The organism is Streptosporangium sp. NPDC000396 (assembly GCF_042898655.1).
Classification (GTDB): domain Bacteria; phylum Actinomycetota; class Actinomycetes; order Streptosporangiales; family Streptosporangiaceae; genus Streptosporangium.
In genome coordinates this window covers 128,554-148,454 of the sequence record NZ_JBIAZA010000012.1, presented here as the reverse complement: position 1 = coordinate 148,454, position 19,901 = coordinate 128,554, and the positions used below count along the sequence as shown (strand labels likewise).

The 19,901-nt window shown below is 67.6% G+C and carries 21 protein-coding genes; 14 read left to right on the top strand and 7 right to left on the bottom strand.

What is annotated here, in order from left to right; all coding sequences use genetic code 11:
- The first annotated feature begins 29 nt into the window (after window positions 1–29).
- From ACFY2X_RS20960 to ACFY2X_RS20945, 4 genes are all read left to right on the top strand, one after another.
- Complete coding sequence (locus ACFY2X_RS20960) at window positions 30–818, top strand: SGNH/GDSL hydrolase family protein (RefSeq protein WP_389940150.1); 789 nt, start codon at window positions 30–32, stop codon at window positions 816–818.
- A gap of 543 nt (window positions 819–1,361) precedes the next feature.
- Entirely contained in the window at window positions 1,362–1,925 is a 564-nt protein-coding gene (locus ACFY2X_RS20955; protein WP_389940149.1) for an RNA polymerase sigma factor, read from the top strand.
- Window positions 1,925–2,857, top strand: a complete 933-nt coding sequence (locus tag ACFY2X_RS20950) for a CU044_5270 family protein (protein WP_389940148.1) — start codon at window positions 1,925–1,927, stop codon at window positions 2,855–2,857. Before ACFY2X_RS20955 ends, ACFY2X_RS20950 begins: the two co-directional genes overlap by 1 nt.
- A gap of 79 nt (window positions 2,858–2,936) precedes the next feature.
- Window positions 2,937–3,362, top strand: coding sequence for a multicopper oxidase domain-containing protein (locus ACFY2X_RS20945; RefSeq protein WP_389940147.1), 426 nt, complete (start codon window positions 2,937–2,939; stop codon window positions 3,360–3,362).
- A 136-nt stretch (window positions 3,363–3,498) separates the two neighbouring features.
- Here the strand turns inward: ACFY2X_RS20945 and ACFY2X_RS20940 are convergent, their stop codons facing one another.
- Window positions 3,499–4,053 (bottom strand): hypothetical protein, encoded by a 555-nt coding sequence (locus ACFY2X_RS20940; protein ID WP_389940146.1) that lies wholly within the window; start codon window positions 4,051–4,053, stop codon window positions 3,499–3,501.
- Window positions 4,044–4,403 (bottom strand): response regulator transcription factor, encoded by a 360-nt coding sequence (locus tag ACFY2X_RS20935; RefSeq protein WP_389940145.1) that lies wholly within the window; start codon window positions 4,401–4,403, stop codon window positions 4,044–4,046. Before ACFY2X_RS20935 ends, ACFY2X_RS20940 begins: the two co-directional genes overlap by 10 nt.
- A 413-nt stretch (window positions 4,404–4,816) precedes the next feature.
- Between ACFY2X_RS20935 and ACFY2X_RS20930 the strand changes: the two genes are divergently transcribed.
- The 3 genes from ACFY2X_RS20930 to ACFY2X_RS20920 all read left to right on the top strand — a co-directional run bounded on the left by ACFY2X_RS20930 (window position 4,817) and on the right by ACFY2X_RS20920 (window position 7,544).
- The gene (locus ACFY2X_RS20930; RefSeq protein ID WP_389940144.1) at window positions 4,817–5,656 is read left to right on the top strand and encodes an SDR family NAD(P)-dependent oxidoreductase; all 840 of its coding nucleotides are present in this window, start codon (window positions 4,817–4,819) and stop codon (window positions 5,654–5,656) included.
- Between the two features lie 357 nt (window positions 5,657–6,013).
- A complete protein-coding gene (locus ACFY2X_RS20925) occupies window positions 6,014–7,096 on the top strand; it encodes a DUF6745 domain-containing protein (protein ID WP_389940143.1) in 1,083 nt (360 codons plus the stop codon).
- A 10-nt stretch (window positions 7,097–7,106) separates the two neighbouring features.
- Window positions 7,107–7,544, top strand: a complete 438-nt coding sequence (locus ACFY2X_RS20920) for a hypothetical protein (protein WP_389940142.1) — start codon at window positions 7,107–7,109, stop codon at window positions 7,542–7,544.
- A 217-nt stretch (window positions 7,545–7,761) separates the two neighbouring features.
- Here the strand turns inward: ACFY2X_RS20920 and ACFY2X_RS20915 are convergent, their stop codons facing one another.
- A complete protein-coding gene (locus ACFY2X_RS20915; RefSeq protein ID WP_389940141.1) occupies window positions 7,762–9,243 on the bottom strand; it encodes an MFS transporter in 1,482 nt (493 codons plus the stop codon).
- A gap of 165 nt (window positions 9,244–9,408) precedes the next feature.
- Between ACFY2X_RS20915 and ACFY2X_RS20910 the strand changes: the two genes are divergently transcribed.
- A complete protein-coding gene (locus ACFY2X_RS20910; RefSeq protein ID WP_389940140.1) occupies window positions 9,409–9,759 on the top strand; it encodes an NAD(P)-dependent oxidoreductase in 351 nt (116 codons plus the stop codon).
- Here ACFY2X_RS20910 and ACFY2X_RS20905 read toward each other — a convergent pair.
- The gene (locus tag ACFY2X_RS20905) at window positions 9,756–10,181 is read right to left on the bottom strand and encodes a MarR family winged helix-turn-helix transcriptional regulator (protein ID WP_389940139.1); all 426 of its coding nucleotides are present in this window, start codon (window positions 10,179–10,181) and stop codon (window positions 9,756–9,758) included. The two genes, ACFY2X_RS20910 and ACFY2X_RS20905, sit on opposite strands and share 4 nt — an antisense overlap.
- Before the next feature lie 68 nt (window positions 10,182–10,249).
- On the opposite strand from ACFY2X_RS20905, the gene ACFY2X_RS20900 reads away from it, so the two are divergent.
- The 3 genes from ACFY2X_RS20900 to ACFY2X_RS20890 all read left to right on the top strand — a co-directional run bounded on the left by ACFY2X_RS20900 (window position 10,250) and on the right by ACFY2X_RS20890 (window position 11,941).
- Window positions 10,250–10,702 carry a MarR family winged helix-turn-helix transcriptional regulator gene (locus ACFY2X_RS20900; RefSeq protein ID WP_389940138.1) on the top strand — a complete coding sequence of 151 codons (453 nt, stop codon included), beginning with the start codon at window positions 10,250–10,252 and terminating at the stop codon, window positions 10,700–10,702.
- Window positions 10,703–10,879: 177 nt separating this feature from the next.
- On the top strand, window positions 10,880–11,176 hold the full coding sequence (locus tag ACFY2X_RS20895; RefSeq protein ID WP_389940137.1) for a hypothetical protein: 297 nt from the start codon (window positions 10,880–10,882) through the stop codon (window positions 11,174–11,176).
- 102 nt (window positions 11,177–11,278) lie between these two features.
- Window positions 11,279–11,941: a YoaK family protein gene (locus tag ACFY2X_RS20890; protein ID WP_389940136.1), complete on the top strand. Its 663-nt coding sequence runs from the start codon at window positions 11,279–11,281 to the stop codon at window positions 11,939–11,941.
- A gap of 173 nt (window positions 11,942–12,114) precedes the next feature.
- Here ACFY2X_RS20890 and ACFY2X_RS20885 read toward each other — a convergent pair whose 3' ends face one another.
- The gene (locus tag ACFY2X_RS20885; RefSeq protein WP_389940135.1) at window positions 12,115–12,804 is read right to left on the bottom strand and encodes an NADPH-dependent F420 reductase; all 690 of its coding nucleotides are present in this window, start codon (window positions 12,802–12,804) and stop codon (window positions 12,115–12,117) included.
- A gap of 94 nt (window positions 12,805–12,898) precedes the next feature.
- On the opposite strand from ACFY2X_RS20885, the gene ACFY2X_RS20880 reads away from it, so the two are divergent.
- A complete protein-coding gene (locus ACFY2X_RS20880; RefSeq protein WP_389940134.1) occupies window positions 12,899–13,300 on the top strand; it encodes a winged helix-turn-helix transcriptional regulator in 402 nt (133 codons plus the stop codon).
- Between the two features lie 83 nt (window positions 13,301–13,383).
- On the opposite strand, the gene ACFY2X_RS20875 is transcribed toward ACFY2X_RS20880, so the two are convergent.
- Window positions 13,384–14,652 carry an IS110 family transposase gene (locus ACFY2X_RS20875; RefSeq protein ID WP_389940133.1) on the bottom strand — a complete coding sequence of 423 codons (1,269 nt, stop codon included), beginning with the start codon at window positions 14,650–14,652 and terminating at the stop codon, window positions 13,384–13,386.
- 295 nt (window positions 14,653–14,947) lie between these two features.
- Complete coding sequence (locus ACFY2X_RS20870; RefSeq protein ID WP_389940132.1) at window positions 14,948–16,879, bottom strand: WD40 repeat domain-containing protein; 1,932 nt, start codon at window positions 16,877–16,879, stop codon at window positions 14,948–14,950.
- Between the two features lie 494 nt (window positions 16,880–17,373).
- On the opposite strand from ACFY2X_RS20870, the gene ACFY2X_RS20865 reads away from it, so the two are divergent.
- Both ACFY2X_RS20865 and ACFY2X_RS20860 read left to right on the top strand, forming a co-directional pair.
- On the top strand, window positions 17,374–18,984 hold the full coding sequence (locus tag ACFY2X_RS20865) for an ABC-F family ATP-binding cassette domain-containing protein (protein WP_389940131.1): 1,611 nt from the start codon (window positions 17,374–17,376) through the stop codon (window positions 18,982–18,984).
- Between the two features lie 87 nt (window positions 18,985–19,071).
- On the top strand, window positions 19,072–19,872 hold the full coding sequence (locus ACFY2X_RS20860; RefSeq protein ID WP_389940130.1) for a hypothetical protein: 801 nt from the start codon (window positions 19,072–19,074) through the stop codon (window positions 19,870–19,872).
- Window positions 19,873–19,901: the final 29 nt, after the last annotated feature.

Here is a 19,901-nt window from a genome sequence, read left to right as displayed (position 1 = left end):
CCTCCAGTTCGCCCCCATCGGAGATCACCATGACCGTTGCCATCACCCTGATCCTGCTCCTCGTCGGCGGCCTGAGTGTCCTGATGTACCTGGCCTTCCGCCGCCCGCCCGTCAACCCGCCCAAGAAGTTCCGCACCCGTGGGCCCAGGCCCGGCGCCCACACCGTCACGGTCACCTTCGGTGACAGCCTCACCCACGCCAGCCTCAGCGCGGACTGGGTGGGTGCGCTGCGCGAGCGGCTCGGCCCCGGCGGGCACGAGTTCGTCAACGCGGGCATCAACGGCCACACCACCGCCGATCTGCTGGGCCGCCTGGAGGAGGTCGTGGCCTGCCAGCCGGACGCCGTCACCATCCTCATCGGCACCAACGACGCCCGCAACGGCATCCCCGTGACCCGCTTCCAAACCAACCTGGAACAGATCGTCGACCAACTGCAAGCCCATACCACCGCCCGCATCGCCCTGCTGTCGGCGCCCCCGCTCGGCGAGGATCTTGACGGCCCGGCCAACCGGGAACTTGCCCCCTACAACGCCGCCATCAAGCAGACCGCCACCTGTGCGGGCATCACCTACCTGCCGGCATATGAGCGCATCGCCGAGCACATCCGCTCCAACGGCACCGCGCCCCGCTTCGCCTTCAGCTTCGGCCTGGCGCTGCGCGTCGCCCTGCAGCACTATCTCCTGCGCCGCTCATTGAACGACATCGCCACAGGCAACGGCCTGACCATGCTCACCGACCACATCCACCTCAGCGACCAAGCCGGCACCCTGATCGCCGACCTCGTCACAGGCTGGCTGTCCCGCACCCCTGCACGTTGAACACGGTTGACCGGCGGATCTGCAAGATCAAGCGGCGCTTTTGTCCCAAGTCAGCTCGGTCCACGTCCACCCCATGGTGATCACCGTTTCGCGACCGCACAAGCAAGAGGTGGCTAGATCACCATCCTGACCGGGATGTTCGTCGGCTGCGAGGTGTGCGGAGTCCTGATACCTGTCCACCGCCAATTGAGAAGCCCCGGCCGACGCCACTCTTCCCGAGCGGCGAATCGGTGACAGTGACGCCACAGCCCGTATACGCGCCGAAGACTCGGACATGGTCAAGATCCTGGGACTGATCTGGGCGGGACATGACGATCGGCTGCCGAGTTGGCCGAAGTCTTTCGCACAGGTATCAGGCGAGACGACTACGCGGCAGGAGAGACGTTGCCGAAGCAAGACCTGCTTCGGTCGGTTGCGGGCGGTGCGGGGTGTGTTCGAGAGCGAGATACGGCATCGGACCGGGTCGCATGTCCTTCCGAGAACCCTGGAAGCGGGTTCGGGAGACAGCTTGTTGACCAACCCGTTTCCCATGAAGGAGGGCCGTTGACCGTTGAGACGGCCGAACTCGACGACGCGGAGCTGATAAGGCGGTCGGCTGATGATCCGGGGCAGTTCGCCGGGCTCTTCGACCGCTACGCCCGGCAGATCCACCTGTATGTCGCGCGACGGCTCGGCACCCAGGCCGCTGACGACATCGTCGCGGAGACGTTCCTGGTGGCCTTCCGCCGTCGGCATACCTACGACCATGAGTTCCCGCTGGCCAGGCCCTGGCTGTACGGCATCGCCGGCACGCTCGTGGCCAGACACAAGCGGCAGGAAGAACGCCTGTTGCGCGCGTTGAGCCGTACCGGCGTGGACCCGCTGCCGGAGCCGATGGCGGACACCGTCGTGCGGCGGGTCACCGCAAGTGGCAGGGGGCGCGAGCTGGCGGGGGCGCTGGCGGCACTGTCCCTCCGTGACCGCGAGGTGCTGCTGCTGGTGGCTTGGGAGGACCTGAGCTACGAGGAGGTTGCACGAGCGCTGAATATCCCGCTGGGGACCGTCCGGTCTCGGCTGCATCGCGCGCGCAAGAAGGCACGTGCCGTATTGGAGTTGGAGGAAGAATGATGCTCAAGGAGTTTCGCCGTGACACCCCAGCGATGACGCGGGAGGCCGAAGACGTGGCGCGCGCCAGGCTGCTGGCCGCGATGCGTGAGCCCGCGCCCGAGCCCCGGCGGTCGAGGCCGCGGATGGTCTGGCGGCTGGCGCTCGCCGGCGCGTTGATGGCGGCCGTCGGCGCCGGGATGCTCGTCACCAATCAGAAGGAAGCGGTCATGGCGCCGGTGGCCAGCGTGCGGGAGTTGAGCGAGCTGGCCGCCAGAGCCGCAGAGAACGACGTCACGCCACCGGCTCGTGCCGGGCAGTGGCTGTACATCAAGGAACTGCAGGCCAAGCCCGTGGGGGGCACCAGCTTCGCCGTGGACCTCAGCCAGCGGGTCACCCGGGAACTGTGGACCAGCGCGGACGGTAAGAAGGTGGCTTGGCGGACGGAGAACGGCGAGCTGCTGATCCAGGGCACCTTGGGAATCTCAAGCGCGGATCTGGCGGCGAAGCCGATCACGCCGGAGGGGGTACTCGAGAGAATCCGCAAGTCTTTCTCCAAGGGGAGGGCCCTCGCGAGGACTGGGCCGGATTTCGCGCCGGAAGAGAAGCTCTTTCGGAGCATTCTCCAGCTGATGGGTGAGCAGGCACTGGTTCCGGAGGTGCGCGCGGCGCTGTTCCGCGCGCTTCCATCCATCCCCGGCGTAACGGTCAAGCAGGATGTGAAGGACGCCGACGGGCGGCGGGGGGTCGCCTTCGGCTACACCGGTAGCTGGTCGCACCTCGACCTCATCCTCGACCCCACCGACTTCCGCTACCTGGGCACCTACGGGATCACGGTCAAGGACAGGACGTTCGAGTACGACGACGTCGGCAGGGTCGACGTCCCAGCGAACACCGTGTTCGGCCTGTCGGCCCAGTTGGAGACGAAGGTGGTGGACAAGCCGGGGCAGAAGTGACCTCCGGGTACGGCGGGCGGTCGTCAGGCCATGGGCCGCCTGCCATACCCGGCGGCTGGTAAGGACCAGCTAGGGACTCGTGTTCCAGACAGATCCCTCCGGAGCAGTCTCAGCTCACCCGGTTGCGTCTACGGAAGTGGTGTTGAGATTTGCTAACGCCGTTGCTCACAACGTCTCCGAACGCCGGTGGACATCCCTGGAAGGCGATCACGGGAAGAGTGGTCCTGAGCAGGCGTTTCTGATACCTGTAGACGCCGGTGGACGATCTCGAACTGGCTACGGATCAGAAGGTCAGGGGTTCGAGTCCTCTCGGCCGCGCAGCAGGTCAGAGGCCCTCTGGGATGATCCCAGAGGGCCTCTTTCATGTTCGTACGGCAACGAAACACAGCAACGAGGTCTGCCCGTCATCACCCGCTTCGACGGCTACCACGGCCGTTACCTCCTCCACTGTCACAACGCCGAACACGAGGACATGGGCATGATGGCCAACCTAGAGATCATCTAGATCAAAGGATGGCGTCCGGCCGGTACTCCACCGCCTACGGCGGTGCACGGCGAGGGCCGCGCACCGCCGTACGATCTCGTCGATCTGTACGGCCGCCGCGACGCTGAAGGCGGCCGTGAGCATCATGGTTCGGTGGTCACGGGGACGTGACCACTCGCGCAGCGGAGGCCGGCTGCCCGGGACGCGGGCCACCCTTGGGCCAGCCCATGGAACCCGGCTTGCGGGCCTCCTGGCGGATCCTCATCGACACCGCGAACTTACAGGTCACCTCCTTGATCACCGCACCCATGCGACCACCGATGTAGACGTTCACCGCGGTGTCGTCCTTGCGGGCGAGCTGTCGGATGCCCGCGCGCCGGCCGAGGCTGACGCACGCCCCCGTGAAGGCCAGGTCGATCACCACCGGTTCGGTCCCCTCGATGCGGCTCAGCACGGTGTTGGCGGCCTGCGCCCCGAGCGGCCCGGCGGCGTAGCCACTCATCCGCAGCGGCTGGCCCGACGGTGCGGCGGCGTCGCCCGCCGCGACCAGGACCACAGCGCCGGCCATTCCGGTGATCATGCCGACATGCTCGGATGTGAAGAGACCGAGATCCTTCAGGATCCCGGTCAGGTCGGAGACCCGTGTCACCGTCAGGGCGCCGATGTAGGCGAGGACGAACCACCGGGCGTTCGGCACGCCGCTCAGAGCCAACCGGCGTCCTTGGCGATGTGGACGGCGTGCAGCCGGTTCCTGGCGTACAGCTTGGTGACGATCTTGGTCAGGTAGTTGCGCACCGTCCCGACGGACAGGTACGGCTGCGCGGCGATCTGCTCCAGGTCGTCGCCGTTGGAGAAGCGGCGCAGCACGTCGAGCTCTCGCTCGCTGAGCGGGCTGATCGCCATGTCCAGGGCGGCGACGGCCAGCTTCGGATCGATCACCCGCTCACCCGCCATGATCCGCCTGATGGCGGCGACCACCTCGATGTCCGGCTCCAGGTTCAGCAGCGCCACCAGTGCGCCGCGCACCATGTGCACGTCTTCAGCGAGCAGAATCCTGATCAACGCGCCTCCCCATCAGTCACAGGAAGAGGCTTTTATAGCCTTCTACACCGTTCGTGAGGTTCTCACGAGTGATCGTAGCTTCCTCACATGCCGGTGCCGCCGCCGTCCCGTCTGCCGCGCCGGACATCGGCGCCCGCCGCCGGCGGCGCAGCCGTACCTGGATGGGGGAGTCCGGATAGGGGTCGTCCGCGGGGGCCGCGGCGCCACCCGTTCCGGTCGGCCCCGGATCGCGCGTCTTGGTCGCCGACTTTCTGGGCCCGGCCGGAGGGTGTACGGCGGGCGGTGTTCCCTTCCTCTGCCATTTTCACAGTAACTCGGTGGGCGCCGGAATACATCGGCTTGAAGGCCGATGTTTGTGCGGCCGCTTTTTCCTAACCTGTGGCCCTGACCCGGCGCGACACGGAGGGAAAGAAATGGAAGACCTGGAGAACAAAGTCGCCGTCGTCACCGGTGCGGCGAGCGGTATCGGTCGTGGAATGGCCGAGGCGTTCGCCGCCGCCGGTATGCGCGTGGTGCTGAGCGACATAGAGGAGGCCGTGCTTCACTCCACGACGGCTGATCTGCGTGATGCGGGCGCGGACGTGCATGCCGTGGTGACCGATGTGTCGCAGGCGGAAGAGGTCTTCTCGCTCGCGGCGTCCGCGCTTGAGAAATACGGCGCCGTCCACGTGTTGTGCAACAACGCGGGCGTTCATACCGGCAGCAGGCCGAGCTGGGAGAGCACGCTCGACGACTGGTCCTGGATCCTCGGGGTCAACCTGATGGGCGTCGCGCACGGAATCCACGCCTTCCTGCCCGTCATGATCGAGCAGGGAGAGGAGGCGCACATCGTCAACACCGCGTCAGTGGCCGGCCTGATCGCGGGTGGCTCGCTGTACGGTGCGACGAAGTCGGCCGTCGTCGCACTCTCGGAGACCGTTCACCTCGAACTCGTCGACGGCGGCTACAAACCACGGATTTCCGTGCTCTGTCCCGGGTTGGTCGACACGAAAATCTTCACTTCCCAACGTAACCGGTCGGCCCGTTTTCCCGATGCCGGTCCGTTTCCGAGCACTTGGTCCGTCGACGTCGCCCGGCAGGCATTCAAATTGGGCCTCAGTCCGCGAATCGTCGGAGAACACGTGTTGCAGGCGATCCGCGAGGAGCGTTTCTATATATTTACGCACCCGGAATACAAAGAACACATAGAACATCGGATGACGCAGATCCTCAACGAGGACAACCCGACAATGCTGCCCTTTCCGAGCAGGTGATCCACAGCCCGAGCCCGCGAGCAAGGTTGTCTCTGCGCGGTGGAAGTCGTGGAGATGATTACGGCCGGGTCGGCTGAACGCGCCGGCGGTGCCTGAGCGCGGTGACGCACGAGCCCGGCAGCGAGGGGAGGAGGCGGGTCCACCGAGCCGTGGCATCGACATCCCCGGCGACCGGGTGATCGCTCTGGACGGGAAAGCCCTGCGTGCTTTCTGGGGCGGGACAGGAAGCCTGCTTGTTTCGCGGCGTCTGACTTCGTGCGCATCGACGGCGGCATGAATCCGCGGTGGACATGCGCCGCGTTGATCTGTCACCATTCCGGACATGATCGTTGGAAAGGATGACACCACCTTCATCCGGTGAGTGTTCTTGTGCAGCGGGAAGCTGCTGAAGTCCGCGAAGAATGGCTGGGCTGGGCGTTGTCGACGCTGCCCGCCGACCGTCCGGCCGCAGAGGCCGCCATCTCCGGGCTGTATTCCCTGATCGGGCTTGCTCCACCGCGCTTCCATTGGGTCCCGTCACCGGTCGCGGCCCTGGAAACCGTTCCACCGGGTGTGCGTCTACGGCCTTCGGAGGCCATCGAGCGCATGTCCGAATGGCCCGTGCCGCACCGGCTCTCCTCACTGATGAGAGGGCTGTGCCGCGAACTCGACGCCCAGGTCAGATGGGTCCACCAGCCGATGGACCAGCTGATTCGCCAGAAGGTTCGCAATTCGCTTTCGCGGTCCGCCGACAGTTCGCTCTTCGAGCCACTGCTCACGGTGCACGCCTCGCGGTACCGCCTGAAGAACGTCTGGTACGGCACGCAGTGCGCCTCCTGGGTCGCCCATTACGACGCCCTCCGCCGAGCGGCCGGTGTGGTCTTCACTCCTGAGCAGACCCGGCAGTTCGATCTGTGGGTGACAGCGGCCCGGTCATGCGGCTGGTGGTGGCCTCGTGAAGGCGTGTGCGTCATCTCCGAGCGGCCTGTCGCCGTGCACACGGAGGTGTGGGGCGATGACGGCGAAGTGCGGCTGCACTGTGCGGACGGCCCCGCGGTGCGTTACGCGGACGGGTGGGACGTGCACGCCTGGCACGGGACGCAGGTGCCCTCCTGGGTGATCACGGATCCGAGCGTCCAGCGGATCGCACGGGAGGTCAATGTCGAGGTCAGGCGGTGCGCGATCGAGCACATCGGCTGGGCGTCCTACATCGGCCGGGCCGGGCTGCGGCTGGTCGCCTCCGCGCCGGACCCCGGAAACCCCGGCTCGGAATTGCGGCTCTACGACATGCGGAAGGAGACCAGGGTGCTCCTCGCGGTCAACGGGTCCGTCGAACGCGACGGGCGCCGCCGCCGGTACGGGCTTACCGTGCCGGGCTTCTTCGACGATCCGATCGCCGCCGCCGGCTGGACCTACGGGCTGTCCGCCGAGCAGTACTCCCTTCTCGTCCGCCGAACCTGAGGTGCCTTCCATGACCGTGACTCTCGCTTCGCTCTCCCAGCGGACCGGACTCGCCGTGCTCGACCATCTTGAGCGGTCGGCGAGCATCCCCGTCGTCGACGGGCTCCAAGCCCAGGGCGACCTCATCGTCATCCCGCTCTCCGTCGTCGCGCCGTCCGTGAGGTTCTGGCACGATGCCGACTGGACGGACGTGCCCCCCGAGGGGGTCGAACTGCTTCGTGGCGTGGCCGGAGGCAACCCGCACACGCTCGTGGCCGACCCGGGCACCTGCCGATGGACGACCGACGTGTCGGACTCCGACGGGCTGGCGATCGGCGTTTTCAAGGCCTCGGCCGTCGTCTACCTGCTGCATCCCGAGCATGGGGCCACGGGCTGCGCACCGGGTGTCTACGTCGTCCGGCGGCAGCGCGAGCACGAAGGGCGCAGGGCGCGCTTCGTCGCGGACTGACTTCGGCGCACTCGACCGGACCCGTCGTCGACGAGTCCGGTGGCACTTCGTGATCTTCGAGTCGGCGTTGCTGCGGCCTTGCCGCAGTCTGTGATCTCCTCGCCGTCCACGGATCTTGGCGGGCGCAGCCGAGGCCGCCCGGAGGTACGGCCGGGCCCCTGAGCCGGCCCGCCTCCGGGCGGCCGGTTCAGGGGCCCGGCTGCACCGATGCCGGATCTCAGTGGACGGGCTCGGTGCCTTCGCGGGCCTGCTTGGGGAGCAGGAACGCGACCACGAAGGTCAGCATGATCATCCCGGCCACCATCCAGAAGGTGTTCCGCGCGGAGGCGGTGAGGTCGCCGTCCGCCGCGCCGAAGAAGACGGTGCCGAGCAGGGCGACCCCGAGCGCGCCCCCGGCCTGCTGGAGGGCGTTGAGGGTGCCGCCGGCCGAACCGGTCTCGTGCGGCTCGACCCCGGCCAGCGTGATCTCGAAGTACGGGCCCATGATCAGAGCCGATCCCAGACCCGTGGCGAGCAGGACCGGGGCGAGCAGCCACGGGTTGACTCCCGGGCCGATGAGCAGCAGGAAGGCGACGACGGCGATCGTCATGATCGCGGCGCCCACGTGCAGCACCTTGCGGCCATACTTGCCGACCACCTGCATGAGGCCCATGCCGAGAACCATGCCGAGGGACAGCGGGACACCGGCCAGGCCGGCCTTCAGTGGGCTGTAGCCGAGGCCGTACTGGGCGTAGAGGTTGAAGACCAGGCTGAATCCGGAGAAGGCGCAGAAGTAGATCGTCCCGGTGACCATGCCGCCGACGAAGGAGCGCTTGCGGAACAGGCTCGGCGCGATCAGCGGGTCACCGCCCCTGCGGTTCTTGCGCGATTCGTACCAGCCGAAGAGCGCGAACACCGCGGCGGACGCGGCCATCATCGCGAACGCCCAGGCCGGCCAGCCCTGCTCGCGTCCCTGGACCAGCGGAAAGACGATCATCAGCGAACCGAGGGAGGCCAGGACCGCGCCGGGAAGATCGAGGGTGAGTGCCCGGATGGGGCGGGTGGCGGGCAGGAACCTCATCGCCGCCAGCACCGTGACCAAGCCGATCGGCAGGTTGATCAGGAAGATCATGCGCCAGCCGGTGCCGAGGAGGTCGGCCTCGACCAGCCAGCCCGCAAGGATCGGCCCGCCCACCGCGGACAGCCCCATGACCGGTCCGAACGCGGAGAAGGCCATCCGCAGTTCCCTGGGAGGGAACATCTCCCTCATCATGCCGAGCCCTTGCGGGATCATCGCGGCGCCGAACAGCCCCTGGACCATGCGGGCGGCGATCACGGTTTCCGGTGAGACGGAGACCGCGCACAGCAGGGAGCCGATCACGAAGCCCGCCGCGCCGATGACGAACATCCGCTTGCGGCCGACGATGTCACCCAGCCGTCCGCCGGTGAGCAAGCCCGTGGTCATGGCCAGCGTGTATGCCGCGCCGAGCCACTGGATCATCGAGCTTCCGCCGCCGAGGTCGGCCCGCATCGTCGGACCGGCGATGTTGGTGACGGTGGCGTCGAGGAGTTCCATCACGGAGCCGGCGAGGATCACGAAGAGCGCTGGCCAGCGCCGTTTGTACGGCGAGAGCTCGGGCGAGGGCTCAGTCAAAGGCTCCGGCAAGGATTCAGCGGCGGCCGGGGCTTCCATCGGAGGCATGTCGAGGGTGGTGGTCATCGCTCCTCCAGAGCCTGTGTCGGGGGCAGCGCGAACGCTACGAGGGATAGCGGACGATCTGGTCCCGCAATGTCCGGGTTGTTCTCGAACCATGCGGAACGGTTCGTTCTGTTCCAGAATAGCAGAACGGAATGATTCATTCCACAAATTTGCGGACGGGATCTAGTGAGGCGGCTGCTGGTCGTGGGCAGCGGCGGAAGTCTGGAGCGGGCTCCGGGGCGGCGGTTCGTGGACAGCCCGAACTTCCCGAAGGAGCATCTCTCCGACGCCCGCGCCCAGGTCGAGGCCCTTGAGCTGCTCCGTGCCGAGGGGGGCGGGCTGGACTGGTCCTATGTCAGCCCGCCCCCGGTCTATCTGATCGACGGCGAGCGCACCGGCTCCTACCGGGTCAAGGCGGGAGACACCCCGATCCATGACGAGGGCACCCGCATCACGGTCCCGGACCTCGCCGCCGCCATCGTTGACGCCCTGGAGAAGGGCTCCTTCGTCCGGGAGCGTTTCACCGCCGGTTACTAGCCGCCCAGATTGGCCGCCATCCGGGACAGGACGTCGATGATGACCCGATACTCCTCGGCGCTGATGCCCTCGGTGACGCGGGCGCGGGTGGCGGTCACCTTGTCCTGCATGTCCGCGTGCGCGCGGACACCCGGGCCGGTGAAGGCGAGCGGCTCGTCCCCGGTGAGCCAGCCGCGCCCGCGGAGCTCGTCGACCAGCGGGCGAAGGGACGGTTGTTCGGCGCTCAGGAAGGGGCTGAGCTCGGCGTCCAGGTCCGCCACGGTGCGAGGTTGCCTGGCGATGATGTTCATCACCTGCCAGTGACGGCGGGTCAGCCCTTCTTTGGCGAGCAGGTTGTCGATGGAGCGTTCGACGGCGACGTGGAGCTGCTTGATCCAGTAGCCGACGGGGCGCCGGTCACTGGTGATCTCGGAGACGTTCACGGTACTTCCTTCGCGATAGATATATGTACTTTGACAATAACTTGTATTTTTACATGTATCATGGATTCATGGAAGACCTTCAGGCGATCGCCGCCGTCGAGCGGGCCATGGTGGCGATCCGGCGCAGCCAGAGTCGTCGTGCCATCCAGCGCATCGCGGGAGGCGCCCAGATGGATCCCGCGCTGTTCGGGGTGATCGACGCCGTGGAGGAGGGCCCCGAGGCGGCGACGGTGAGCTCCGTCGCCGACCGGATGGGCGTCGACCAGCCCCGTGCCAGCCGTCTGGTGACCAGGGCGGTCGAATCGGGGCTGGTCCGGAGGGTGGCCGACCCCGAGGACGGCCGCCGGAGCACCCTGGAGCTCACCGACCTGGGCGCCGAGCAGGCCGAGCAGGTTCACCGCTTCCGGCGCGAAGTCTTCGGTACGGCGATGCGCGGCTGGCCGGAGCATGACCAGCGAGAATTCGCCCGGCTGCTCACCGCCTTCGTGGAGGCACTGGGGCAGCGGCAGAGAAGAGGCTGAGAGCCTCCCGAAAGCGTCCCGAGAAGAGGAATCCGGCCATCGGGCAGGGGCCACGGGCGCGCCGAGGGCGGGCGACCGGGTCATGGAAAGGCGGATGTGTTTTGACCTGATGCCGCTTGCCGTGCCCTTTGGGCGGGGGTGGAGTCGATTAGTAGTGAGCGTGAAAAGGGGGACCTCATGAGTTTCATACAGGTCGTCGAGTTCGACACCACCCATGAGCAGGACGTCCAGCGGCTGATGGACGAATGGCGCGACTCAACCCAGGGCGAGCACACGGCCACGCACACCACCCTCACCCGTGATCGCACGCGCCCCGGCCACTACGTCGCCATCGTCCAGTTCCCCTCCTACGAAGAGGCGATGCGCAACAGCAACATGCCGCAGACCGACGACTTGGCCCACCGCATGCGGGATCTGTGCGGCGGACCGCCTCGTTACATGGACCTCGACGTCATACGAGACGAAGATCTCTGACGAGACTCACCCTCAAGCGGTGCGCGAAGAGCTGACAAAGGTCTGGAATGCGGCATGCGTACCGATGGGACGGCGCCGACCCGCGGCCGGATATGAAGGAGCATGCCTTTCGCGACGGGGAGGCCGTTCTCGCGGCTGACGGTGATACTGATCCTGCTGACGGGGGTCACGGGAGTGGTGGAGGCCGCCAGCTTTCTCGGGCTCGGCCGCGTGTTCACCGCGGTGATGACCGGCAACATCCTGTTCTTCGGTTTCGGGCTGGTCGACCACGCCGTGCCGGTCGCCGGTCCGGCGGTGGCGCTGGCCGCCTTCGCGGTCGGCGCCCTCGTCGGGCACCGGGTGAACGGCGTGCTGAGCGCGAGGAAAGGGGAGCGGTGGCTGGCGTTCGCGGTGTTCGGCGAGGGAGCTCTCCTTCTGGTGGCGGCGATGCTCGCGTTCGGGCTGCTCAGCGGTTCCTCGCACCAGCCGGCCCACCGGCTCGTCGTCATCGTCGTGCTCGCCCTGGCGATGGGGTCGCGCAACGCCACGGTGCTGCGGGTGGCGGCCCATGACCTGCCCACGACGGTGGTGACCCGGTCACTGGCCGGCCTGTTGATGCTGCCGGGCCGGGAGACGGCGGGACGGCGGTTCGCCACCGTCGCGGCGACCTTCGTCGGCGCCGTCATCGGCGCGCTCCTGCTGAAACTACATCCCGGGGTTCCCCTGCTGGCCGCCTCGGCCGTCGAAATCACCGTCGGTGCGCTGTGCCCTCGGGTAAGGCCGTGACGAGTTCCGCTCATGCCGTACTCGGCGGACATCGGGACGCCGGTGAGGAACTCCATCTACTGGCGGACCAGGTGCTTCCGATGCTCACGTTCGTCCGAGAGAACGTGTCGTCATCCCATCGGAAGAGGGCGACACTGGATCGCTTTGGATAAAGGCCCTGTTGAGGGCAAGTCCTAGAGATTCAGCGGGGCCTGCGCCGGTGTCGGGAAGGCGAACCGCGTCTCCGCTCCGGACCACCACACCCCGATCGCGAACGCCGCCGTCGCCTCGATGTAGACCGCACGGGACAGCCCCCCGCAGGGCACAGGCGTGCAGCCCATCGACGTGATCAGCGCGGTGACCTGGTCGAGGCTTCCCGGGTCGTCACCGCAGAACGGCACGGCCAGCGGGGCGCCTTCGAACGTTGGGCGCGGGAGCGTCCAGATGCTTTCATGGCACAGGTTGAACGCCTTGACCACATGGGCTCCCGGCGCGGCGTCCGCCATCCGCCGGGAGATCGACGTCGTGCCGCCTGTCGTCAGCATCAGCCCGTCGTCGGTCGGCACGATGGGGTTCGTGCAGTCGATGACCGTCCGCCCGGTGAGGGTTCCGGCCAGCCCCCTCACCACCTCCGGCGCCACGTCCGCGGGGAGCGCCACGAGGACGAGGTCGCCGTGGGCCGCCCCGTCCGTGAGGGTTCCGTGCCCCGCAGCGCCGATGCGGGCCGCCGCCGCGGCGGCCGCGGCCTGGTCGCGTCCGCCGACGAGGACGTCGTGCCCCGCGCGGACCCACGCGCCGCCCAATGTCGTGGCCATCATGCCCGTGCCGAGGATGCCGATGCGCATGGTGTGACTCCTGACTCCGGATCGTCGGTGATCCGGCATGTTCCGAGGTGGCATGGCAGGTGATGCCGGTCCCTGACGCTAGGTGGTCCGATGCGTACCGCATGGTGTCTGTCGGACCGGGCAGGATGGGGGCGTGGAGAATCTCCCCGACCTGCCGGAGCTCGCGTACACCTCCGACTGCCGGGCGCGCCTCGCGTTCGAGGTGCTCGCGAACCGCTGGGACAGCGTTGTCGTGTACACACTCGGTGAGACCAGTCCGATGCGGCCACGTGAACTGGTCGCCCGGATCGGCGGGATCCATCCCAAGGTCCTCAACGAGGCACTGCGGCGCCTGGAGTACAACGGCCTGGTCGAACGCCGGGCGTACGCGGAGGCGCCACCCCGCGTGGATTACGCGCTGACGGAGGCCGGTGTCGCGCTGCTCGGCCCGATGCGGGCGATGGGTGTGTGGGCCGCGCGTTACGGGGACGCCGTACTGAACGCGCAGGACCGGTTCGTGGAGCGGAGCCAGGCGCATCGCCGTACCGGCACCTAATCCGAAAATCAGACAGTACCTGGGCAGGCGGTAGTGAGCCCATGCCGGTGAATATCGGATAGGGCCTGGCGAGCGAGTCGTGGTCAGGCAGCGGGTTCGAGGATGACCCGGTAGCCGAGGGCTTCGAGTTGGCGGATGTGGTTGCGCTTTTTGCGGTCGGGCCGGATGCGGGTGTCGTAGAAACCGGCGCCCAGGTCGTGGAAGCGGGCGTCGGGGTCGGACAGCAGATGCCAGACGATGGTGAGGATGGAGCGGCCGATGGCGACGACGGCCTTCTTCTTGCCGCGGCGGCGGGCGATGCGGCGGTAGCGTTCGCCGAGGAAGGTGGGGGTCTTGCTGGCCGCCACCGCGGCTTCGCCCAGCACCCGGGCCAGGTAGCGGTTGCCGTGGCCGGTGGAGTTCTTGCCTTTCTTCTTGCCGGCCGACTCTTTGATGATCGGGGTGAACTTGGCCCAGGAGTTGAGGTGGCCTGCGGTGGGGAAGCGGCTCATGTCCAGGCCGATCTCCGCGATGATCGTATGGGCGGCGATCAAGCCGACGCCGGGAATCTCATCCAGGCGCTGAGCCGCGTCACCGAAAGGGGCGATCACCTCCTCGATCGTGTGGTCCAGATCGGCGATGTCGGCCTCGATCGCCTCGATGCGAGCGACCATCTTGCCCAGCAGGTAGGCGTGGTGGTCGGTGAAGTGGCCGGTGAACGCCTCCTCCAGGGCGGGGATCTTGGTGCGCATCCGGGAGCGGGCCATCTGGGCCGGCACCTTGGGGTCGCGCTGGCCGCCGATGAGGGCCTTGAGCATGGCCCGGCCGGAGACGCCGAAGATGTCGGAGGCGACGACGCTGAGCTTGATGTGCGCGTCTTCCAGCAGCTTTTCGACGCGGTTCTTCTCGGCGGTGGCCGCGCCGACGAGGTCGACCCGGTAGCGGGTCAGATCCCGCAGGCGGCGGATCCGGGGTGGGGGGACGAAGCTGGGACGGATCATCTGCCGTTCGGCGACCTTGCACAACCACACAGCGTCGATGGTGTCGCTCTTGGGCCGGCCGGGCAGGTGTTTGACGTCACGCGCGTTGACCGGCCAGACCTCAAACCCTGCCGCTTCCAGCAGGTAGAAGACGGGCTTCCAGTAGTCGGAGGTGGCCTCCATGACCACCCGGGTCACGCCCAGGCAGCGGAAGTGATCGCTCATGGCCAGCAGCGCGCGGGTCATGGTGGAGTGGGTGGCGATCTCCTGCATCCGCTTGCCGCGGCCGGTCTCGCTCGGCACGCGTACGCAGGAGACCAGCTCGGCCTTGCCGATGTCGAGTGCGGCGATCCTAGGGATGATCTCTTCTTCGTCGTTGGTCTCGGCCAGCACCGGTTCCTCCTCGCTCCCATGGGCAACGGCGGATGCCCGCAGGAGCCAGGGCGGTTGCGGAAGCTAATCCGCGTGCTCGAAGCGACAATGAAGGGCCCATCGAAGGCTCCCAGCGCCCGACTAGACGACGGCCTCATGCGGACCATAGAGCTACGGCGTCGGCGGGCAACCACTCCGATTTTCAGCCCGGAACGGGCTCTCCCGCAGGGGAAATGGGACTAGACGAGGAAGTCCTCAGTCGTTCGAGCCGCGGGAACGGCGAAGGGTGGTGACGGTTCGTTGAGGTCTGGAAGGGTCACGGAGCATTGGCCAGCCGCCACAGCAGCAGCTGTTCCTCGGGGCCGGCACTGACGAGGTAGGGGGCACCGGCCGCGAACGCCCTCCAGTAAACCTCCTTCATGGGTGCCGAGAGTGGCTTGCGGGTGGTCAGGTCCCACACGCGGCTGGTGCGGCTGTCGTCGACTCCCACCTCCGTCAGCGCGATGGTGTGGCCGCCCATCTCCGCCACGCCCAGCAGCCGCGCGGAGGCGCTGCCCTCGCCGCCGAGGTCGATCGGTGGTGTCAGGTCCCTGCCGGTGGCGGGGTCCAGGACCCGGACACTGTCGCTGCCGCTGGTGGCCAGGACGGCGACTCTGCATCCGAACCGGCCCATGTGGTAGACCTGGAACTCCTCGTCGGGCTTCTCCCCGGACAATGGCGACACGGTGAAGGCGGAAATCCGCCGTCCGGTGGCGTCCCAGATCTCCACCCTCCTGCTGAGACGGTGGCTCCGGTAGCCGCCGTTGTAGGCGACGACGTAGGCCTGGCCGTCGACCAGTGACACCAGCGTGTCGCTGATCCAGTTTTCTCCTCGCGGGTCCAGATCGAAGCGGGCTGTCAGCCGCCGGGTCCGCAGATCCCACGTGAAGGTGCGCGGGCCACCGGCGGTGCCCACGGTCGCCACGACCAGGGGCCCGGCGGCCTGCCGCACCGTCACGAGCTGCCACAGCCCGCCGTCGTCACCCGGCTTGCTCGGCACGGGCAAGGTCTCCAGCAGTGTCGATGTTTTCAGGTTCCAGACTCTGATGTCCGTCGGCCAGCGCCCGATCACCGCGACGGGATCGCCGTCCAGGTCGGTCGCCGCGAGCGAGGTGAGGCCCCCCAGGTCGGAGGTCGGCGCGCCTCGCATGGGCTTACCGGCCGGGCGGCGAGTGGCCGGGTCCCAGGTGCGCACCGTACCGTTCTCCTCGCCGGTGACCACGATCGGGCGGCCGTCGATCGTGGCGAAGGCGGCGGCTTCCGCGCCGTCGATCGGCCCGGCCGGGCTAGGATCGCCGATCTGCCTGCGGGCGCGCACGTCCCATAGCCTGATCGTGTTGTCCCTGCTGCCGCTGAGCAGGACCGGCTTGCCGTCCAGAGTGCCAGACGCCAGTGCGGTCACCGCGCCCTGGTGCCCCTTGAGCGTGCCCAGTCTTCGGCCGCGGACGGGATCCCACAGGAAAGTCGAGGCGGGGACCGACTTGGTCAGCGATTGGTGGTCGGAGGTGAACTGGCCGAGGGCGAGCACCTGGCGGCCACGGTCAGTGGTGAGGGCCGATGTGGAGTAGTCCTCCTGATCCTCGTTGTCATCCTCTCGTGACTCCAGGTTGCCGGAGACGAGCATCCCCATGTCCTTCTGGGCGGCCAAGTCCCACTGGTGAATGCCCAGGTAGGAGCGGGCGAGCAGGAGCGTCCTGCCACCGATCTCGGCGATCGTCATCCATTCGGGGGTGGCGTACTCGTCGTCCATGTAAAACTCACGGCCGATCTTCCGCCCGCTCGCGAGGTCCCAGATCCGAAGGGGGCTGTCTTCTCCTTCGTAGGCGACCAGGATCTGCCTGCCTCGCAACCGTCCCACGGCCATCGCGTAAGCGCCCGAGGTGCGCAGGGTACGCATCAGCGCACGGGTGGCTGGGTTCCAGACGCGGACGGTTTCGCCGTCGCTGGCGAACAGCGCGCGGACACCGCCGTAGTCGCCGAGCGTGAAGACGGTGTTCTCCAGGAAGCGCTTGACGACCTTGCGCGTGGACAGATCCCACAGCCGCGCGCCGTACTCACCCTTGGTGAGAACCCCTGGGCCATCGCCGAGCTCGACGAACATGGCCGAGGTGCCGTTCAGAGGTTCGGCGGCGGGCTGGAAGCCCGGCAGCTTCCAGAACCTGACAGTTCCCTCCGCACCCGCGGAGACCGCGATGGGACGCCCGTTCATACGCCCGAAATCGACGGTATTGACGTCGGTGTGGCCGCCCGCGCTCAGCACCTGCGAACCGGAGAACTCGAGGGGCCGTGTCTGGCACGTGCCGGACGCCGCCCACGCTGGCGGGACGTTCAACGGAGCGGCATCGGAGCGTGAGGGGACGGTCGCGGGGCTGCTGGCGCCGGCCCCTACGAAAACGCAGACTAGGACCGTCATGACCGCCGAGAGGCGTCGGACAGAGATCACTATCATTCGATGCCGCTTTCGGCGTGGCGGTTCCCTGACCGTCTGGTGAGCTGGTGACAGGCCACGGCCGGCAACCAGCCGGTCGTGCGCCGTAGCTGAACCCGTAGCGGCGTAGGAGACCGTCGCCCGATCCTGGGCCGGGTTCCCCGCTGTGGCATCAGGAGGGAAGGGCCGTTCGCGTGGGCGGTCCGGAAGAAACCCGGATGTCTTCGGAGAGAACGGCATGTAGCCTGCGCGAGGACCTTTGGAGGGGAGTCGCCGTGGGACACGTCGAGATCGGGCATCTGACATATGTGCTGCCGGACGGGCGGCCGTTGCTGGATGACGTGTCCTTCCGGGTCGGTGAAGGGGTCAAGGCGGCGCTCGTCGGGCCCAACGGAGCGGGCAAGACGACGCTGATGCGGCTGATCGCCGGAGACCTGCAACCGATCGAGGGAACCGTCGCCAGCTCCGGTGGGCTGGGGATCATGCGCCAGTTCATCGGCAGCATCCGCGACGGGCGGACCGTGCACGACCTGCTGGTCAGCGTCGCCCCCGAGCGCGTACGGCGGGCGGCGGCAGATCTCGACGCCGCCGAGCTCGTGATGATGGAACGCGAGGACGAGAAGGCCCAGATGCGCTACGCGCAGGCCATCACGGACTACACCGACGCGGGCGGCTACGACATGGAGGTGCTCTGGGACACCTGCACGATGGCCGCGCTCGGCATACCGTACGACAACTGCAAATACCGCGAGGTCAACACGTTGTCGGGTGGCGAGCAGAAACGGCTGGTGCTGGAGGCGCTGCTGCGGGGCCCCGACCAGACGCTGCTGCTGGACGAGCCGGACAACTACCTGGACGTGCCGGGCAAGCTGTGGCTGGAGCAGGCGCTCCGCGAGACGCCCAAGACGGTGCTGCTGGTCAGCCATGACCGGGAGCTTCTGGCCAACGCGGCAGACCGGATCATCACCGTCGAGTCCGGCAACATCTGGGTTCACGGCGGGGGTTTTCGCACCTACGCCGAGGCGCGCAGGGAGCGCAACGAGCGCCTTGAGGAGCTGAAGAAACGCTGGGACGAGGAGCACGCCAAGCTCAAGCGCCTGGTCAACATGCTCAAGAACAAGGCGAAATACATGGACACCATGGCCGCCGCCTATCACTCGGCCCAGACCCGGCTGCGCCGGTTCGAGGAGGCCGGTCCGCCCGAGGCGGCGCCCAAGGATCAGTTCATCAGCATGAGGCTCAAGGGCGGCCGGACCGCCAAGCGCGCGGTGATCTGCGAGCAACTGGAGCTCACCGGCCTGATGAAGCCCTTCGACATGGAGATCTGGTACGGCGAGCGCGTCGCCGTGCTGGGCTCCAACGGCTCCGGCAAGTCGCACTTCCTGCGGCTGATGGCCGGGGAGGAGGTCAAGCACACCGGCGTGGCCAGGTTCGGCTCCCGGGTCGTCCCCGGCCACTTCGCGCAGACCCACGCCCGCCCTGAGCTCGTCGGCCGGACGCCCTGCGAGATCGTCATGACCGAGCACGCCCGCCTGAAGAACGAGGCGATGAAGGCGCTGTCGCGGTACGAGCTGGCCGGGACCATCGGTGAGCAGCGGTTCGAGACGTTGTCCGGCGGGCAGCAGGCGCGGCTGCAGATCCTGCTGCTCGAACTGTCCGGCACCACGTTGCTGCTGCTGGACGAGCCGACCGACAACCTCGACCTGGCCAGTGCGGAGGCACTGCAGGAGGGGCTGAACGCCTTCGACGGGACCGTGGTCGCGGTCACGCACGACCGCTGGTTCGCCGACGACTTCGACCGCTATCTCGTCTTCGGCTCCGACGGAATGGTGTACGAATCGTCCGAACCGGTCTGGGACGAGACCCGGGTGGTCCGCCGCCGTTAAAGCGGCTGTTAAAGAGGCCGTTAAAGAGTTCGCCCGACCTGAGCGTGTCCCCTGGAGAGCCGTGCGTTCACGGGTTATCACCACTAGGTGACCCACAGCACCCGAATCGTCGGCGCTCTCGCTCTCCTGCTCCTCACCGGCTGTTCCAGCGCTGAGGAGGAGCAGGTCACCCAGCTTCGGCCGCTGACTGTCAAAGAGCAGGTCTCGTCCATCCGCAAGAGCGGCGGCGGATATGTGGTGAGCTGGGCCGGGGTGCTGGCCAACGGCAACCCCTGGCATTTCGGCGAGCACGTGGTGGCGACGGTGGTCGCGAAGAACGCCCAGGGCAAGGAGGTCGCCCGCCTGCAGCAGTCGCTGGACGCCGTTCCGCCGGCCGGGTCGCTCTCCTTCACCGGCCAGGTGGTCGCCGTCGAGAAGCCGACCCAGGTGAGCATCGAGTATCGCCCGGCCCAATGGCGCCAGGCGGGCCGGATCGTCTCGGCCTTCGAGTCGTTCCCCGTCTCCGACGTGCTGACCGAGCGCAAGGACGGCAGCTACCTGGTCACCGGATACGTCGGCACGCCGTACAGGCTGCCGGCCGACAGCTTGGCGGTCACCGCGCTCCTGCGAGACAAGAACGGCAAGCTGCTCGGCGGCGGGAGCGCGTTCGTGGACGACGTGCGCACGGGCAAGAAGCAGCGGTTCATCATGAACATCGAGAACGTCGCGGACACCGGCAAGATAGCCGGGGCCGAGGTGGTCGCGAGCACCTGGGGATCGAGCAGCCGCCCCTATGAGGAGCTGGCCCTGGGCGGCCTCGCCCCGATACACACGGCCAAGCCGACCACGGCCCCGTTCGCGAAGGACCGCGGCAGGCAGGGGATGCCCCCCGGTGACGCCCGGCCGTGACCGTTTCTCTCACGCGGAGTGTACGGCGA

Excerpts from the sequence above, each read along its gene's own strand:
- ACFY2X_RS20915 (WP_389940141.1), bottom strand. The coding sequence starts at position 9,243 with ATGACCACCACCCTCGACATGCCTCCGATGGAAGCCCCGGCCGCCGCT.
- ACFY2X_RS20930 (WP_389940144.1), top strand. The coding sequence starts at position 4,817 with ATGGAAGACCTGGAGAACAAAGTCGCCGTCGTCACCGGTGCGGCGAGC.
- ACFY2X_RS20895 (WP_389940137.1), top strand. The coding sequence starts at position 10,880 with ATGAGTTTCATACAGGTCGTCGAGTTCGACACCACCCATGAGCAGGAC.
- ACFY2X_RS20890 (WP_389940136.1), top strand. The coding sequence starts at position 11,279 with ATGCCTTTCGCGACGGGGAGGCCGTTCTCGCGGCTGACGGTGATACTG.
- ACFY2X_RS20885 (WP_389940135.1), bottom strand. The coding sequence starts at position 12,804 with ATGCCGGATCACCGACGATCCGGAGTCAGGAGTCACACCATGCGCATC.
- ACFY2X_RS20950 (WP_389940148.1), top strand. The coding sequence starts at position 1,925 with ATGCTCAAGGAGTTTCGCCGTGACACCCCAGCGATGACGCGGGAGGCC.
- ACFY2X_RS20870 (WP_389940132.1), bottom strand. The coding sequence starts at position 16,879 with ATGAACGGGCGTCCCATCGCGGTCTCCGCGGGTGCGGAGGGAACTGTC.
- ACFY2X_RS20920 (WP_389940142.1), top strand. The coding sequence starts at position 7,107 with ATGACCGTGACTCTCGCTTCGCTCTCCCAGCGGACCGGACTCGCCGTG.
- ACFY2X_RS20900 (WP_389940138.1), top strand. The coding sequence starts at position 10,250 with ATGGAAGACCTTCAGGCGATCGCCGCCGTCGAGCGGGCCATGGTGGCG.
- ACFY2X_RS20960 (WP_389940150.1), top strand. The coding sequence starts at position 30 with ATGACCGTTGCCATCACCCTGATCCTGCTCCTCGTCGGCGGCCTGAGT.